Here is a 15427-nt window from a genome sequence, read left to right on the forward strand (position 1 = left end):
CGCGCGGATCAAATCTTTATTTGCAAACTCGAGAATCGCTTCCTCTGCGCGGACTGCGATCGCGGCCATCGTACGGACCGCTTCGAGCGGATATTTCCCTGCAGCCGTCTCGCCGGAAAGCATGACCGCGTCCGTGCCGTCCCATACCGCATTGGCAACGTCGCAAGCTTCCGCGCGGGTCGGACGAGGGTTGCTCTGCATCGATTCCAGCATTTGCGTCGCCGTTACGACGAATTTGCCGGCACGGTTACAGGATTGAATCATTTGCTTTTGCGCTACCGGCACTTCCTCGATCGGAATCTCGACACCAAGATCGCCGCGGGCAACCATGATGCCGTCGGACGCTTCTACGATCGCTTCCAGCTCGTCGAGACCTTCTTGGTTCTCGATTTTGGACATCACTTGAATGTGCGAAGCGCCTTTCTCGGCCAGCATCGCTTTCACTTCCTGCACGTCCTCCGCGCGGCGAACGAACGACATCGCGATGATTTCCACGTTGTGCTCGATACCGAAGGCGATGTGCAGTTTGTCTTTCTCCGTTACGCCCGGCAGGCTTGTGCGGATACCAGGCAGATTGACGCCTTTGCGGTTCTTAATGACGCCGCCGTTCTGAATCAAGCACACAACGTCCGGCCCTTCGATGCGAACGACTTGCAGCTCGATCAAGCCGTCGTCGATCATGATGCGGGAACCGATCTTCACGTCGCTGGCCAGGTCATAAGAAACCGAAATACGTTTCTCCGTGCCTTGGATCTGTTCCGTCGTCAGCGTCAGAAACTCGCCGGCTTTCAGCAGGTAGGATGGCTCTTGCAGCAATCCCGTACGGATTTCCGGTCCTTTGATGTCCAGCATGATGGAGACAGGCAGGTTCAATTTCTTAGCTGCAGCACGAACCAGCTCGATGCGCTCCTTATGATCGTCAAGCTCCCCATGCGCCAAATTCAGTCTTGCTATATTCATGCCGGCAAGCAGCATATTTTCCAACATTTCCGGTGACATACAAGCAGGTCCCATCGTACAAACGATCGATGTCTTTTTCATTCCGCTCACTCCTTGGATCCTATTTTCATCTCTTCTTTCATTGTAAAAGAACATTTGCGCGAGCGCGATGAACTATAGTACAGTGGTTGTATAATAGTACGACGAAGACAGATGGGAGTGTGTGCCATGTTCGACATCTTCGATATCCGCCAAGAGCGCGGCATGCTCGGGATCGAACAGAAATCCTTAGGCAGCGACAGCCTTGCGCTGATCTGGATCCGATTCGGCCAGACCAGTTACCGCGTCGCGGGCCAGACGATGCAGCTTCGCAAGAACGATCTGCTGCTCATCCCCTCCGGCTTGCCGGTCGCAGAACTGTATGGCGCCGGCAGCATCCGCGAAAGCGTCGTCGTCCGCTTCAGTCCGGCCGATTCCGCCACCGTGCGCTTGCTCCCCATTCTCTCGAGGCGCACGCCGCTTCGCTGGGTCACGCATATGCCGGAGCTGCTGCTGGAGAAGCTGCTCTATATCGTCGAGCAGTGGACGGCCAGAGACCGCTACTTCTCCATCATGTGCGCCGCGCTGCTCACCGAGCTGATGGTGACGGTCAGCCGGGAATACGACGAGGGCGAGAAGGCGCCGTCTTCCATTCACCATATCGAAGTCATGAAGCGCTACATCGACGATCATTACCGCGGCAAAATCACCAAGATCGAGCTCGGCGCCTGCATCGGCGTCAGTCCCAACTATGCCGCTTCCTTGTTCCGCAAAGTGACGGGCATGACGATCAGCGATTACGTGCACCGCCGGAGAATGAAGACCGCGGTCTATATGCTCCGCCACTCGCAGCTGACCGTGCAGGACATTTCCGAGCATCTGGGCTACAGCGACCCGTCGTATTTCAACCGGATTTTCAAACGCATCACGGCGAAGCTGCCTTCCGACGTGATCGCGGAGCGGTCGGACCGCGATTGAGCGCCCGAAAAGGTTCGCACAACTGCTCTAATGGAAAAAAACACCAGCGGTCTGCTGGTGTTTCTTGTAAGTCGGTTATAGACAGTAGTCGGAACAAGCTGTTATCCGAATCGTATCCGCATTCCCGATTGTGGCAGGTGACAGCTACAGGAGAAGCTCCGGGCGCAGACGGCTGGCCAACAAGCCGCTGGCTTCGCTCGGATCGATATCGCAAACGATCAGCTGCTCCGTACCGGACTCGGCTGCGCGCAATCGTTTCCCCGAAGGAGAGATAAGCGCTGTCGGACTGCCTTGGACAGGCAGCGCGTAATTGACGCTGGCGAAGAATATGTTGTTTTCCTGACTCCGGCAAAGCATCGCGCCTTCATAGAACGCCGGCTGCTCCACCTCTCCGGTGAATTGCGGGTGAAAGACGATGCTCGCTTCGCGAAGCGCCGCCCACCTGACCGTCTCCGGATACCTCCAGCCCTCATGACAAATAACGATGCCGAATTTCACGTCCCCGATCTCGAACAATTGACGTCCTTGTCCAGGTAGGTACCCGAATTGATCTTCATCGGGATCGATTTGGTTCTTGGTCTGGTAACCCAGCACCTTCCCCTCGGCCGAGATGACGAAGGCCGCGAGATGCATACCGCGTTCATCCAACCACTCCGTCGGCAAAATAACCGCTACGCGGTTCAGCCGGGCAAGCTCGCAGACTTCATCCAGAGATTCCGTCATCCGCCGATGATCATACGCTTCGACCCCATAGCCGACGCCTCGCAGCCCGGGAAGAATAGATTCCGGGAAGCAGAGAAGGTCGCATTGCTGCTCGGCTCCGGATTCAATCATCTTCCGCACGGCTGCCATCCCATCCTTCAAGCTGGATGGAAATCGAGTTTGAGCTAATCCAATTCGCATCGCTATTCCCCCAATCCATTCTAATCCAATCTAGTAACTTATCTGCAGCATGGTTAGCATAGAGTGAATCTTACTCGCAACCGAATCGTTTGTATAATGAATCTTTCGCATCGCTATGATTAATACAACGAGCGCATCCTCTCCCGCAATGACAAAAGCCGCGATAATCGCGGCTTTCAAGGAACCTTATTCATCACTCCCGATTAACAGGAGCAGCTTTGCCGCTCACGCTCGCGCAAGTATCCGCTACACCCATTCCGTCCGCGGCGCTTCGAATTCCATTTCCGCTTCGCCGGACTCCGAGACCGGAATGGCGATCATGCGCACCGACTCCATCATTCTCAGCATGTTTTTCAGCTTAAACGGCGTGCAGGCGCCGCGCGTCAGCCAGTCCGAAATGTCCTCCTGCTCTAGAATAGCCGGCATTTGCGGCTGATAGGGAGCGATCAGTCCGTTCGCTTTGGTCATGAGCATCGTGCAGGTGCGCATCTCCTCGCCGGAAGCCGGACGGAACACGTCGTAGAGCCCGGCAATGGCAAACGTCCCGCTTCGCATCGTGATTTTGACCCGCTGCACTTCTTTGCCCTCGGTTCTGGTGACATAGAAGCCGTTGCACGGAATCACGCAGCGCTGCTTGTTCGCGATCCGATCGTAGATCGGCTTTTCGAACAGCTGCAAGCTGTCCATGCGCACGGAATCCTTGGCCCAATACGGTACCATTCCCCAGCGGAATTCGTCCAGCACCCGTTCGTTCTTGAGGTGAATAATCGCGGAAATCGACTCCGTGGGTTGAATTTCGTAGCGGCTCGAAGTATGGAATAGGACATTATCGAGTTCGAAACGTTCCGTCAGCTCGGATGAAGCGGCCGTAATGGAAATCGCTTGGCACATGGTAAAACCCTCCTTTTGTTTTGGTTATTATGACCGCTTCCGCCAAAATCATGTGCGCCGGGGAAGGATTCGCTATAATAAAGCTATACCAAGGAGGTGGACCGGCATGAAAGAAACCGCGAACGAAACGGAGGCTCTCCGCGCTCCCGCGCCTTTTTCCAGGGGGGAACGGCTGCTGCCTTACGCCTCTCTGATCGATAACCCGATGCCGGTCTACGTCAACCGCGTCCATGAATCGTTCGACCTTCGCATGCATGCGCATGATTTCATCGAAATTTGCCTCGTGGCCGAGGGCTCGGGCTTTCACTATTTGGATACGGAACAAATGGCCGTCACGCGCGGCGACCTGTTCTTCATTCCCATCGGCATCTCCCATGTCTTCCGTCCGGCGGCGAAAGGGCAGCCGCTCGTTCTATACAATTGCATCCTTACGGCCGAACAACTGAACAGCCTGCTGCTGGCCGTGCAGGCCGAGCCCGGGCTCGTATCCTTCTTCAATGAAAGAGGCGCAGGCAAAGCCTGGTTTCACCTCCATGATCGCGGCGAAGAAGCACAGCGCTTGTTCCGCCGGCTGCACCGTGAATTCTCGGACCGGCGGCCGGGATCGGCCGCCGCGCTATGCGCCTTGACGGTCGAGCTGCTCGTTCAGCTGTACCGGCAGCAAATCGAAGGTCCCGAGCGAGCGCCATCGGACCCGGAAATGCCCGCCGCCTCCATGCAGGAGCTGCTTGCCTATATAGGCGCCAACTGTTCCGCGGAGCTGCTAGCGGGCGATATGGCGGCAAAGCTGGGTATCGGCGAGCGCCAGTTTCAACGCAGCTTCAAGCGAGCGACCGGCGTCACGTTCCTCGACTTCGTGCAAAGCGCCCGGATCGATATCGGCTGCCGGCTGCTTCTCGAGACGACGGACAAAATCAGCGCGATCGCAGCCCGCTCCGGCTACCAGGACACGAAATTTTTCAATCGGCTGTTCAAGAAGAAGACCGGCGTCACGCCTCGCCAATACCGGGCGTCCTTGAATCTTCCCCAGCCTCCCCGCCTGCCCGCGCAGACAGGACAAGAGCTCGACTAACATGCAAAAAAACGCCTCGTCCCCGCAGAATGTGCAGGGACGAGGCGTTTCTCCAATGAGCAAGCACTACCACCGGGCATCGGCGAAGCAAGCGACAAGAGAGTAACTAAACCAGCCGCAACTGCCGACCGCTCAGTTTCGCTCATCCTGTCAGAACGACGGGGCCGTCGCCGGTGACCGCTATCGTATGCTCGAATTGCGCCCCCCAGGAACCGTCGAACGTGCGGGCCGTCCAGCCGTCCGCATCGACCGAAATATGCGGCTTGCCGGTGACGAAGATCGGTTCGACCGTAATGACCATGCCCTCCCGCAGCTTCCTGCCGGTACCGGCTTTGCCCGTGTGATGCACCTGCGGATCCTCGTGCATCCGCCGCCCGATGCCATGACCGATGAACGCCTCCACGATGCCGTAATTCTCGCGTTCCGCCACGGCCTGCACGGCAGCGCCGATATCGCCGAGGCGCTTGCCGGACGTCGCTTGCGCGATTCCCTGAAAGAGCGCAAATTTCGTCGCTTCCAGCAGTCTGGCCATATCGGGGTTGACCCGCCCGACCGGATACGTCCAGGCGGAATCCGCCATCCAGCCGTCCAGCTCGGCGACCATGTCGATGGTCACGATCTCCCCTTCCCGCAAGGGAATGTTGCGCGGAAACCCATGGCAGACGACTTCGTTAACGGAAGCGCAGGTGGCGAACGGGTAGCCTTTGTACCCTTTCTGGGCCGGCTTCGCGCCGTTTCCGCTCAAATACGCTTCCGCGAATCGGTCGATCTCAAGCGTCGTCACGCCCGGCCTTAGCCGCCGGGCGATCTCGCGATGGCAAGCCGCTACGATGCGCCCCGCCTTGCGTATGCGCTCGATCTCTTCTTTCGTTTTGTATTGAATCATGCGACATCCCTCCATAAGCGTGCTGCAGGGCGAAGCAGAGTTTAATTTGCGATAGGGAACAAAAAAGCCTTGTCCCTATCTTACCGGGCAAGGCTGTCGATGCGTTCGATTAACTTACCGAGGAGCGAAGCCTCCCCATTTCATGCTCTACCAGCAGCGTCAGTTCTTCCTCATAGCCGCCCATAATTCTGTACTTGCGGATATAATCCCTGACGAATTTGCGCGAGTCTTTCGGTTGGAAAATGCGCGTCAGCTCCACGAGGCTTTCTTTGACTTCATTATGGCTGCGTTTCGCCATGAAATCCCCTCCTAGCATCGGTTGGTGGTTCTAACAAATACGATTGGAGCATGTTGAACGATCCACTTGAATGAAGGTGAGCCTGTAAGCGCCATGGAGCAGGCTGGTTTGAATTATCTAATTTATCAATTAATTATAACATTTTAAAGAGGGATATAAAAGCGAACAGCTATTTATTTTATTTCTGTAACCTCATTTTTCGTCGTTATCTGTCGATTCGACGCCTGAGTTATCCCATTCCTGCGAGCGCGTCGTTGCAGCCGACCAGGCACTGCTTTTGTACATGCGCAAGTAGGCGACGACGCCCACGATTGCGACGATGATGCCGAACAAGATGACCGCAGTCGTTATCCAAGGGCTAACCACGATGCGCCCTCCTCTCGCTCTGTCTAATTTCCATATATAGGCTAATTATAGAGGAAAGGAATAGCGCTTTCAATGCGGCGGACAACCCGCTACACAAATGTAACATGTTACAATCAAGTTACTCTGCGGAACGTTCCGCTTCCCCATACAAGAAGCTCACCTTTATTATCGGCAATTCGCCCTTCTAATGTAAGTGTTCTTCTCGAGCGAAATATGAGCGCCGCTTCACAGGTCAGCAGTCCCTCGGACGAGGGCAGCAAATAATGAACGTTCAGCCCCGTCGTTACCGTCCGTTCTCCCGGGCAGGCGAGGATCGCAACCAGCCCCATCGCATTGTCGAGCAGGGAAGCCAGCACGCCTCCGTGGACGATGCCGGCCAGATTCAGATGCTCCGGCCTGACCTGCAGCGCGATGACCGCCCGGTCCTCCCCTGCGGACACCAGCTCGCAGCCGAGGTAGCCCCAGAAAGTCGGCCGGGCGGCCGCTTCCAGCGCCTCAAGCCGCGCTTTGGCCTCCTGCGAGCGCGAACGGTCTTGCTCGCCTTCCATCATGTCGCTGCGCCACCTTCATCATTCCCGGCCGCGGCCAGTTCTTCTTCTTCCTGCAGCTTGCGCCGCAGCACTTTACCGATCATCGTCATCGGCAGCTCGGTGCGGAATTCGTACTGATGCGGCACTTTGAACACCGCCAGCCGTTCCCTGCACCAGCGGTCCAGCTGCATGGAGGAGACGCTTACGTCCTTGCGCAGCACGATGAACGCCTTGACCGTCTCTCCCCGGTACGCATCCTTCACGCCGATAACGGCCGCATCCCTGACGCCGGGATGCTCATACAGCACCTCTTCCACCTCGCGGGGGTAGATGTTGAAGCCGCCGGCGATGATGATGTCCTTGATCCGGTCCACGATCGTGAAAAATCCGTCCCTGTCGATCTGCGCCAAATCTCCGGTCCGCAGCCAGCCGTCCTGCAGCGCGTTCGCCGTCGCCTCAGGCTTGTTCCAGTAGCCCAGCATCACCTGCGGGCCCTTGATCAACAGCTCGCCAATCTCGCCCGGCGGCTGCTCTTCGCCGGTTTCCGCATGGACGACTTTGGCCAGCGTGCCGGGCAGCGGCAGTCCGATCGTGCCGATCTTCCGTTTCGTCCACAACGGATTCGTATGCGTCACCGGCGAAGCTTCCGTTAACCCGTAGCCTTCAATCAGCCGTCCGCCGGTCATCTGCTCGAACTGCGTCTGCACCTCCAGCGGAAGGGGAGAAGAGCCGCTGACGCACACTTTGATGGACGACAAGTCGTATTTCTTCACGTCGGGGTGGTTCAACAGCGCGACGTACATCGTCGGCGCCCCGGGGAAGATCGATGGTTTCTCGTCGCGAATCGTCTTGAGCACGGCCTCAAGTTCAAAGCGCGGCAGCAGCAGGATCGAACCGGCCTTCAGCACGGACAGATTCATAATAACCGTCAATCCGAACACGTGAAACAGCGGCAGCGCCGCGAGGAACCGTTCTTTCCCTTCCTGCACCCGGTAAAACCAAGCCGCGCACTGATGCGCGTTCGCGAGCATATTGCGGTGCGTCAGCATGACGCCTTTGGCGATGCCGGTCGTGCCTCCCGTATATTGCAGCAGCGCGATATCCGCCGGGTCGGCATGGACCTCGGCGGGCAGCTTGGCGGCTTTCGACAGGAACGAAACATAGCGCGTGACCCCGTTCTTGCCGTAGGGCACGTTCGGAGACTGTCCCGCACGGCGCTGCTTGATGGGGTAGAGCATGTTTTTCGGAAAGGGCAGCCCATCCTGAATGGAAGTGACGATCACCTTCCGCAGCTGCGGAACGGGCCCCTCGTCAGGCGTATCGCCGCGCACCCGCGCGAGGCGGGGGTAGAGCAAATCCAAGGTCACGATGGCGACGGCGCCGCTGTCCTTCAATTGATGCTCCAGCTCGCGCTCCACGTAGAGCGGGTTCGTCATGACGACGACCGCCCCGGCGAGCAGGACGCCGAAATACGAGATGACCGTCTGCGGGCAGTTCGGAAGCATGATGGCGACGCGGTCGCCTTTGCCGATTCCGGCCTGCTGAAGCCCCGCCGCCATCCGCTGAGCCGCGGCGAGCAGCTCCTTATACGAGGTCCGCTTGCCGAAGAAGTGCAGCGCCTCGCTGGCGGGGTATTTGGCGGCGGCCTGGAGCAGCAAATCGCCAAGGGTGAGGTTCGGGATTTCCACTTCCGGGGCGACCTCGCCGGGATAATTGCGAAGCCAGGGCAAAGCCTGCGGTTGATCCATGTCCCGCCTCCTGAACGTTTTTGCGAAACATATCGAGGTGCATCCTCGCGAGCGAAAACTTGCTTCGGCAGCATGAGCCCTTCTGAAATGATGCTGGACGCATCGCTGCATGGATGTAACGAACCCTGGACGCCTTATTAGGGGTATTTAAGGCGTTTTGTAAAGCTAACGAATCCTATCGATGCTATTCGTCGTAAATGCACCTATATTCACTCAAATTCGCTCATTTTCCATTCAATAAGCGTTGTACGATTCGTTAGAATTTCGATTGCGGCTAAAATCGGCGAATAGCGCTTTCTGAGTTCGTTAGGTTACTGAATTAACTCCCCAGCACCTTCGAGTTATGAGATTCGTAGTGCTGCCTTGGCGCGAGAACGCCTTCTTGGAAGCTGTTTTGGAGGCTCTTTTAGAAGCCGCTGTTGGAGTCTCTGTTGGCCTCTCTGTTGGAGGCTCTGTTGTAGCCTCTGTTGGTGTCTCTGTTGAAGCCTCTGTTGAAGCCTCTGTTGAAGGCTCTGTTGAAGCCTCTGTTGAAGCCTCTGTTGAAGCCTCTGTTGAAGCCTCTCTGTTGAAGCCTCTGTTGGTGTCTCTGTTGGAGTCTCTGCTGAAGACTCTGTTGGAGTCTCTGCTGAAGACTCTGTTGGAGTCTCTGCTGAAGACTCTGTTAGAGGCTCTGTTGGAGTCTCTGCTGAAGACTCTGTTGGAAGCTCTGTTGGAGGCTCTGTCGAAGACTCTGTTGAAGCCTCTCTTGACGCCTCTCTTGACGCCTCTGTTGAAGCCTCTGTTGAAGCCACTTGCGAACAAAAGCCAGCTCTTTCACACCCGACAGCTCATGCCCTTGACGGACCGCTCCCGCTGCTCCGGGCTACAACGTGTATTGCTGGCTTCGGATGACGCGGGCGGCAATTCCGCGTTTGAGCGCGATGATGTCATCCAGCGGCGCGCGCATCAGCTTTTTCAGCACGGCCAGCTGCGTCTGCAGCGAATCGCCCGTTTCCAGGGCGGATAACGTCGTCTTCGCGTAGCGCTCGATACGCTCCATCGCTTCCTGCACGAAGACGATTGTCATGTCGACGGCGTTGCGAGTGCGGGCGGCCGCGGCGGGATCGGCGCGGAGAAGCATTTTACGCGTGCGGAGCGCGGCGCTCTCCATCGCGAACGTTTGGATCATCATGTCGGCCAGCAGGCAGAGGACCTCCTGCTGCTGCTCCAGCGCAAGCCCGTACTTTTGCACCGCCAAGCCGCCGACGGCCAGAAACGTCCTTTTGGCCTGCCCGATCCGGTACGTTTCCTTGCTGAGCGGTTCGTCGAACGCCGGCAGCGGCATCGGCTGCAGCAGCTCCGCTTGCAAGGCGCGTGCTTTTCGCAGCAGAGGCAGCTCGCCTTTGAGCGCCTTCTTCATCAGCGTGCCGGGGATGAGCATCCGGTTGATTTCGTTCGTCCCCTCGAAAATCCGGTTGATGCGGGAGTCGCGGTAAATCCGTTCGACTTTGTACTCCTTGATATAGCCGTAGCCGCCATGAATTTGCACCGCTTCGTCCGCCACGTAATCCAGCGCTTCCGTCGCAAACACTTTGTTGATGGAACATTCCAGCGCATACTCGGAAATCGCTTTGGCCGCGCAGGCGCCGGCTTGGCTTGCATCGCCTTCTTGGGCATCCGTCGATTGCAGCATTTCGTCGATCCAGCCGGCCGTGCGATAAACCATACTTTCCGTCACGTAAGCCGAGATATTCATATCCGCCAGCTTCGCCCCGATGAGCGGGAACGAGGCGATCGGACGTCCGAACTGCTTGCGGCCGATCGCATATTTGGCGGCGAGCCCGATCGTCTCCTTCGCCCCGCCGACGCAAGCCGCGGCGAGCTTGAAGCGTCCGATATTCAAAATATTAAAGGCGATGAGATGACCCTTGCCGACTTCGCCGAGCACGTTTTCCACCGGTACCGGCGTGTCGTCGAAGAAGATGGGACAGGTCGACGAGCCTTTGATGCCCATCTTGTGCTCCTCCGGCCCGATGCTGAAGCCAGGCAAGCCCCGTTCCACGATGAACGCGGTAAAATGATCCCCGTTCACCTTCGCGTAAACGATAAACACGTCGGCAAATCCGGAATTGGTAATGTAGAGCTTGGAGCCGTTCAGCTTGTAATGCGTGCCTTCCGCATTCAGCCTCGCTGTCGTTTTGGCGCCCAAGGCGTCGGAACCGGATGACGGCTCCGTCAGGCAGTACGCCGCGATTCGCTTGCCGATCGCCAGGTCGGGCAAGTATTTGGACTTCTGCTCCGGCGTCCCGAAGAAGACGATCGGCAGCGTGCCGATGCCGACATGCGCACCGATGGACAAGGCGAACGACGACGCTTCGGCCAGCGTTTCGGCTAGCAGCGTCGAGCTTACCTTGTCGAGTCCGAGCCCGCCGTACGCCTCGGGAACATCGGCGCCAAGCAAGCCGAGCTCCCCCGCCTTGCGCATCAGTTCCACCGTCAGCTTGTAATCCAGCGCCTCGATCTCAGCATCGCGCGGGCGAATTTCGCCTTCGAGAAAAGCGCGCGCCGCTTCGCCGATCATCACCTGTTCCTCGGTAAAATCCTCCGGCGTGGCGATCTCCTCGGGCGTCATGTCTTCTACCACGAAACGGCCGCCCCAACCTTTGTTTTGGGCCATGTCGCTGCCTCCTTTCTGAATAAGCAGGCGTTGCTTGTCGGTCTGACTCTGGTCGAATAGGCTTGTGCTCTAGCGGATGCGAAATGCTTGCGGTTTCCGGGTCACGCCGGGGCTCGCTGCATCGGCTGCGCGCGATTGATCGTTGGGCGAAGCAGGGATTGAGCTAAGCACAGATGGAGCGGAGTACCTTCATTCTCTGGGCGAAGCAACGGATAGAACCAATCAACGAGCCGGCGGGCGCATACCTACCTACGTTTCAGCCGTAAAAACACCAGCCGCTCCCATTCCGCCGCCGACGCACATGGATACGATGCCCGTGCCGCCCCCTCTCCGCTGCAGCTCGTGGATCAGCGAGACGGACAATTTCGTGCCCGAGCAGCCGAGCGGATGGCCGAGCGCGATCGCGCCGCCGTTGACGTTGACGATGGCCGGATTAATGCCAAGCTCACGAATAATCGGCAGGCATTGCGCGGCAAAAGCTTCGTTCAACTCGATGACTTCCACCTGATCCAGCGTGATTTTCGCGCGGGCGAGCGCTTTGGGGATTGCTTCGATGGGGCCGATGCCCATCACCTCCGGCGCGACGCCGGCCACGCTGTATGCCCGGAATTGCGCCAGCGGCTTGATGCCCAGCTGCTCGGCCCGTTCCCGGCTCATGACGACAACCGCCGCAGCCCCATCGCTCATCTGCGAAGCGTTGCCTGCGGTTACGGTACCTTCCCGGGCAAAAGACGGCTTCAGCTTCGCCAGCACCTCCGGCGTCGTGTCCGCCCGCACGCCTTCGTCCTGCTCGAACGTCAACGCTTTGGCCCACGGCCTGCCGTTGTCGTCGACGCCTTCCCGCCGGATATGCAGCGGGACGATTTCATCGCGAAAGCGGCCCTCGGCAATGGCCTGCGCCGCTTTGCGGTGGCTCTCCGCGGCGAAGGCGTCCTGCGCTTCGCGGCTGATGCCATAGCGCCGGGCCACTTCCTCTGCCGTGTGGCCCATGCCCATGTAAACCTCCGGCATGCTGTCCGCAATGCCGGGATGCGGGGAAAGCTTGAAGCCGGTCATCGGGACATGGCTCATGCTTTCAACGCCGCCGGCGAGCACGATGTCCGCTTCGCCGAGACGAATGCGCTCCGCGGCATAGGCGATCGCCTGCAGGCCCGAGGCGCAGAACCGGTTGACGGTTACGGCCGGCGTCGTCACCGGAAAACCCGCATACAGCGTCATGATGCGGGCGAAGTTCAGCCCCTGCTCGCCCTCGGGCATCGCGCAGCCGATAACGACATCTTCGACGTCGGCATAGTCCAATCCAGGCACGCGGTCGACGGCTGCCCGAAGCACGGCGCGGCCCAGATCCTCAGCGCGCGTATCCGCGAGACTGCCCTTCTTTGCTTTGCCGACGGCTGTGCGCACGGCGGAGACAATGACAGCATCCCGCGGGTTTTTGGTCGCGGTCATGGTTGGTTCCCTCCTTTTATGGGGCGGAGTGGTTAGATATTGGACGGCGGGTGGATTCGCCGGGTTCGCCGGATTTGCGGCGACGTACTGCACGGGGTGCAGCACTTCCCGCGCCGCCTAGTTGCGCAGCGGCTTCCCGGTCGTCAACATATGACGCATGCGCGCTTGCGTCAGCGGTTCGCCGCAGAGGCTGAGGAACGCCTCGCGCTCCAGGTCGAGCAAATATTGCTCGCTGACCTCCGCGCCCGGCGCCGCGTCGCCGCCTGCAAGCACATGCGCCAGCTTGCGGCCGATGCGCACGTCATGCGGGCTCACTTGGCCGCCGAGCCGCATGTTTTCGACCGCCAGCTGCAGCACGGCACGGCCTTCGCGGCCCGCGACGCGGATCCGCTGCTCCTTCGGAGGCGGCGCATACCCTTCGCGGTCCATCGCCAGCACCGTCCGCTTCGCCTCGGCCGTGCGCGTTTCGCCGCGCATGACGACGCGGTCATGCGGCCGCATGAAGCCGATGCGGCCGACATCGTTACCGCTCGTCGATGTTTTCGCCAGCGCGATCGTCTCGAACAGCGCGTTCACCTGCGGCTGCAAGTCCCCGTCTGCTCCGGCCCTGGCATCCGCGAGCGCTGCCGCTTCCTTGCAGCCGCCTCCGGCCGGAATAAGGCCGACGCCCGTTTCGACGAGGCCGAAATACGTTTCCGCCGAGAAGACGATCCGGTCCGCCGGCAGGCATGCTTCCACGCCGCCTCCCAGCGTCATCCGGTGAGGCGCCGCAACGACGGGACGGTCGAGCCGTTTGAGCGTCAGCATGCTGTTTTGGAAGAGGGAGATGATGTCGTCGATCTCGTCGAAGTCGCCGTTCTGCGCTTCGAGCAGGAGCATCATCAAATTCGCTCCGACGCAGAAGTGACGCCCCTCGTTCGCGATAACGAGCCCTCGCCAGTTGCGGCTCACTTCCACCGCGCTCTGCCGGATCGCGGTGAGGATATCCCCGCCGATCGCGTTGTTCGGCGAATGAAACACGAGTCCCGCCACCTCGTCGCCCAGGTCGAGCAGCGAGGCGCCGGCGTTGCCGAGGATGATTTTGCCCGAACGCTGCAAGGCCCCAAGCGAAATGACATCCGGCTCTTCCTCTTGCAGCCGGTAGGCGCCGTCGCTGACGTAGAAACGCTGCAAGCCCTCCTGCTTGTAAAAGCTCCGGTTGCCGGCTGCGAGCCAGCGCTCCAGCCATTTCGGAATTTCGTCGCCTTCCGACTGCATCCGCTGCACGGAACGCTCCACCCCGATCGCATCCCACAGCTCGAACGGCCCCAATTCCCAATTGAACCCCCACACCAGCGCCCGGTCGATGTCCGTAATCGTGTCCGCCACGACGCCTAACTGGCGGGCCGAGTACAATAAGACCGTCTTGATCGCCTGCCAGGCGAATTGGGCGTAACGGTCGGCGCCGTCCGTGAAGAGCAGCGCCTTCGCTTTGCCCGCGGCGCCCTTGGCCGTCTTGGCCGCTTCGATGACCGGTGAATTCACGCTGCGCCTCGGCGCGTAGGTCATCGTGTCCAGCTGGAGCGTCTCGATGTCGCTGCCGCCGCCGGGACGTTTGATTTTGCGATAAAAGCCGCTGCCGGCCTTCTCCCCGATCCAGCCTTTCGCGACAAGCGCTTCCAGCTCCGGCGGCCTTGCGAACGCCGCGCGTTCCTCGTCGTCCTCGCTTCGCTCCCGCACATTGTCCACGACATGCAGCAGCGTATCGAGCCCGACCAGGTCCAGCATGCGGAACGTCGCGGTTTTCGGCCTGCCCATGGCGGGGCCGGTCAACGCGTCGACCTCATCGACACTGAGCCCGAAGCTGCGCATGGCCGCGATGGTCGTCAGCATGCCGTACGTGCCGATCCGATTGGCGATAAAATTCGGCGTGTCCTTGGCAAGCACGACGCCTTTGCCGAGCTGCTTCTCGCATGCGGCACGAAGCCGGGTCAACGTGTCGGGATCGGTATCCGGGCCGGGCACGAGCTCGACCAGCTTCATATGACGGGGCGGATTGAAGAAATGCGTGACGGCAAACTGCTTCCGGAACGCCTCCCCTCGCCCCTCCGCCATCGCCGCCACGGACAGGCCCGAAGTGTTGGACGAAACGAGCGTGCCCGGCTTCAGCACGGATTCGATGCGGGCAAAGACGCTCTGCTTAATGTCCAGCCGCTCGACGACGGCCTCGACGATCCATTCGGCCTCCCCGAGCCGTTCGAGATCGTCCTCCAAGTTGCCGGGCGTAATGCGCTTGATAAAAGAAGCCTCGTACAAGGCAGGCGGTTCGTTGCGGGCCAGTTTGGCGAGGCTTGCCGCAGCCAGCCGATTGCGAACCGCTCTATCCTGCAGCGATGCTCCCGCTCGTGTCTCCTGCTCCGATAATGCAGCCGGCGGCACATCCAGCAGCAGCACCTGCATGCCCGCGTTGGCCAGATGGGCGGCAATTCCGGCCCCCATGACCCCCGAACCAATGACGGCCGCACGGCGAATCGTCGGCGTCGATCGCATTCCCACGCCGCTCCCTCCTTTGCAATGGTGGTTTGGCCGCTTGAGGCGGCGAGTCTTTGGCTTGGCGAATGATGCGGTATAGCCTGCAAAATGAAGCGTCGGTCAAGGGAATGCCGCCGCAAGCTCTGCAGCAACATCGGCAA

The 15427-nt window shown here is 59.4% G+C and carries 12 protein-coding genes and 1 pseudogene; 2 read left to right on the plus strand and 11 right to left on the minus strand.

All coding sequences use genetic code 11. The features are described 5' to 3' along the window. Positions 1–33: 33 nt before the first annotated feature. A pseudogene (pyk, locus tag GZH47_RS12415) lies at positions 34–1041 on the minus strand (pyruvate kinase); the annotation flags it as partial. 126 nt (positions 1042–1167) lie between these two features. Between pyk and GZH47_RS12420 the strand changes: the two are divergent. Continuing rightward, positions 1168–1956: a helix-turn-helix transcriptional regulator gene (locus GZH47_RS12420; RefSeq protein WP_162640375.1), complete on the plus strand. Its 789-nt coding sequence runs from the start codon at positions 1168–1170 to the stop codon at positions 1954–1956. A 144-nt stretch (positions 1957–2100) separates the two neighbouring features. On the opposite strand, the gene GZH47_RS12425 is transcribed toward GZH47_RS12420, so the two are convergent. Then, positions 2101–2859: a carbon-nitrogen hydrolase family protein gene (locus GZH47_RS12425; protein ID WP_162640376.1), complete on the minus strand. Its 759-nt coding sequence runs from the start codon at positions 2857–2859 to the stop codon at positions 2101–2103. Positions 2860–3105: 246 nt separating this feature from the next. Continuing rightward, positions 3106–3750 (minus strand): SOS response-associated peptidase, encoded by a 645-nt coding sequence (locus GZH47_RS12430; RefSeq protein WP_162640377.1) that lies wholly within the window; start codon positions 3748–3750, stop codon positions 3106–3108. 106 nt (positions 3751–3856) lie between these two features. Between GZH47_RS12430 and GZH47_RS12435 the strand changes: the two genes are divergently transcribed. After that, positions 3857–4822, plus strand: coding sequence for an AraC family transcriptional regulator (locus GZH47_RS12435; RefSeq protein ID WP_162640378.1), 966 nt, complete (start codon positions 3857–3859; stop codon positions 4820–4822). A 142-nt stretch (positions 4823–4964) separates the two neighbouring features. On the opposite strand, the gene map is transcribed toward GZH47_RS12435, so the two are convergent. The 8 genes from map to GZH47_RS12475 form a co-directional block, all read right to left on the minus strand. After that, positions 4965–5708, minus strand: coding sequence for a type I methionyl aminopeptidase (gene map / locus GZH47_RS12440; protein WP_162640379.1), 744 nt, complete (start codon positions 5706–5708; stop codon positions 4965–4967). Between the two features lie 109 nt (positions 5709–5817). Then, positions 5818–6006, minus strand: a complete 189-nt coding sequence (locus GZH47_RS12445) for a hypothetical protein (RefSeq protein WP_161703939.1) — start codon at positions 6004–6006, stop codon at positions 5818–5820. Between the two features lie 192 nt (positions 6007–6198). Continuing rightward, positions 6199–6372, minus strand: coding sequence for a hypothetical protein (locus tag GZH47_RS12450; RefSeq protein ID WP_162640380.1), 174 nt, complete (start codon positions 6370–6372; stop codon positions 6199–6201). 113 nt (positions 6373–6485) lie between these two features. Further along, positions 6486–6923, minus strand: a complete 438-nt coding sequence (locus GZH47_RS12455) for a PaaI family thioesterase (RefSeq protein ID WP_225446463.1) — start codon at positions 6921–6923, stop codon at positions 6486–6488. Next, positions 6920–8650, minus strand: a complete 1731-nt coding sequence (locus GZH47_RS12460; protein WP_162640381.1) for a long-chain-fatty-acid--CoA ligase — start codon at positions 8648–8650, stop codon at positions 6920–6922. The genes GZH47_RS12455 and GZH47_RS12460 overlap by 4 nt, the downstream gene beginning before the upstream one ends. A gap of 862 nt (positions 8651–9512) precedes the next feature. After that, entirely contained in the window at positions 9513–11306 is a 1794-nt protein-coding gene (locus GZH47_RS12465) for an acyl-CoA dehydrogenase family protein (RefSeq protein WP_162640382.1), read from the minus strand. Between the two features lie 249 nt (positions 11307–11555). Continuing rightward, the gene (locus GZH47_RS12470; protein ID WP_162640383.1) at positions 11556–12755 is read right to left on the minus strand and encodes an acetyl-CoA C-acyltransferase; all 1200 of its coding nucleotides are present in this window, start codon (positions 12753–12755) and stop codon (positions 11556–11558) included. Positions 12756–12872: 117 nt separating this feature from the next. Next, entirely contained in the window at positions 12873–15284 is a 2412-nt protein-coding gene (locus tag GZH47_RS12475) for a 3-hydroxyacyl-CoA dehydrogenase/enoyl-CoA hydratase family protein (RefSeq protein WP_162645213.1), read from the minus strand. Between the last annotated feature and the right edge of the window lie 143 nt (positions 15285–15427).

It is taken from the genome of Paenibacillus rhizovicinus, from assembly GCF_010365285.1.
Lineage (GTDB): Bacteria > Bacillota > Bacilli > Paenibacillales > Paenibacillaceae > Paenibacillus_Z > Paenibacillus_Z rhizovicinus.

Coding starts and splice junctions, on each gene's coding strand:
- map (WP_162640379.1), bottom strand. CDS start 5,708: ATGATTCAATACAAAACGAAAGAAGAGATCGAGCGCATACGCAAGGCG.
- GZH47_RS12420 (WP_162640375.1), top strand. CDS start 1,168: ATGTTCGACATCTTCGATATCCGCCAAGAGCGCGGCATGCTCGGGATC.
- GZH47_RS12475 (WP_162645213.1), bottom strand. CDS start 15,284: ATGCGATCGACGCCGACGATTCGCCGTGCGGCCGTCATTGGTTCGGGG.
- GZH47_RS12470 (WP_162640383.1), bottom strand. CDS start 12,755: ATGACCGCGACCAAAAACCCGCGGGATGCTGTCATTGTCTCCGCCGTG.
- GZH47_RS12445 (WP_161703939.1), bottom strand. CDS start 6,006: ATGGCGAAACGCAGCCATAATGAAGTCAAAGAAAGCCTCGTGGAGCTG.
- GZH47_RS12460 (WP_162640381.1), bottom strand. CDS start 8,650: ATGGATCAACCGCAGGCTTTGCCCTGGCTTCGCAATTATCCCGGCGAG.
- GZH47_RS12465 (WP_162640382.1), bottom strand. CDS start 11,306: ATGGCCCAAAACAAAGGTTGGGGCGGCCGTTTCGTGGTAGAAGACATG.
- GZH47_RS12425 (WP_162640376.1), bottom strand. CDS start 2,859: ATGCGAATTGGATTAGCTCAAACTCGATTTCCATCCAGCTTGAAGGAT.
- GZH47_RS12430 (WP_162640377.1), bottom strand. CDS start 3,750: ATGTGCCAAGCGATTTCCATTACGGCCGCTTCATCCGAGCTGACGGAA.
- GZH47_RS12455 (WP_225446463.1), bottom strand. CDS start 6,923: ATGATGGAAGGCGAGCAAGACCGTTCGCGCTCGCAGGAGGCCAAAGCG.
- GZH47_RS12435 (WP_162640378.1), top strand. CDS start 3,857: ATGAAAGAAACCGCGAACGAAACGGAGGCTCTCCGCGCTCCCGCGCCT.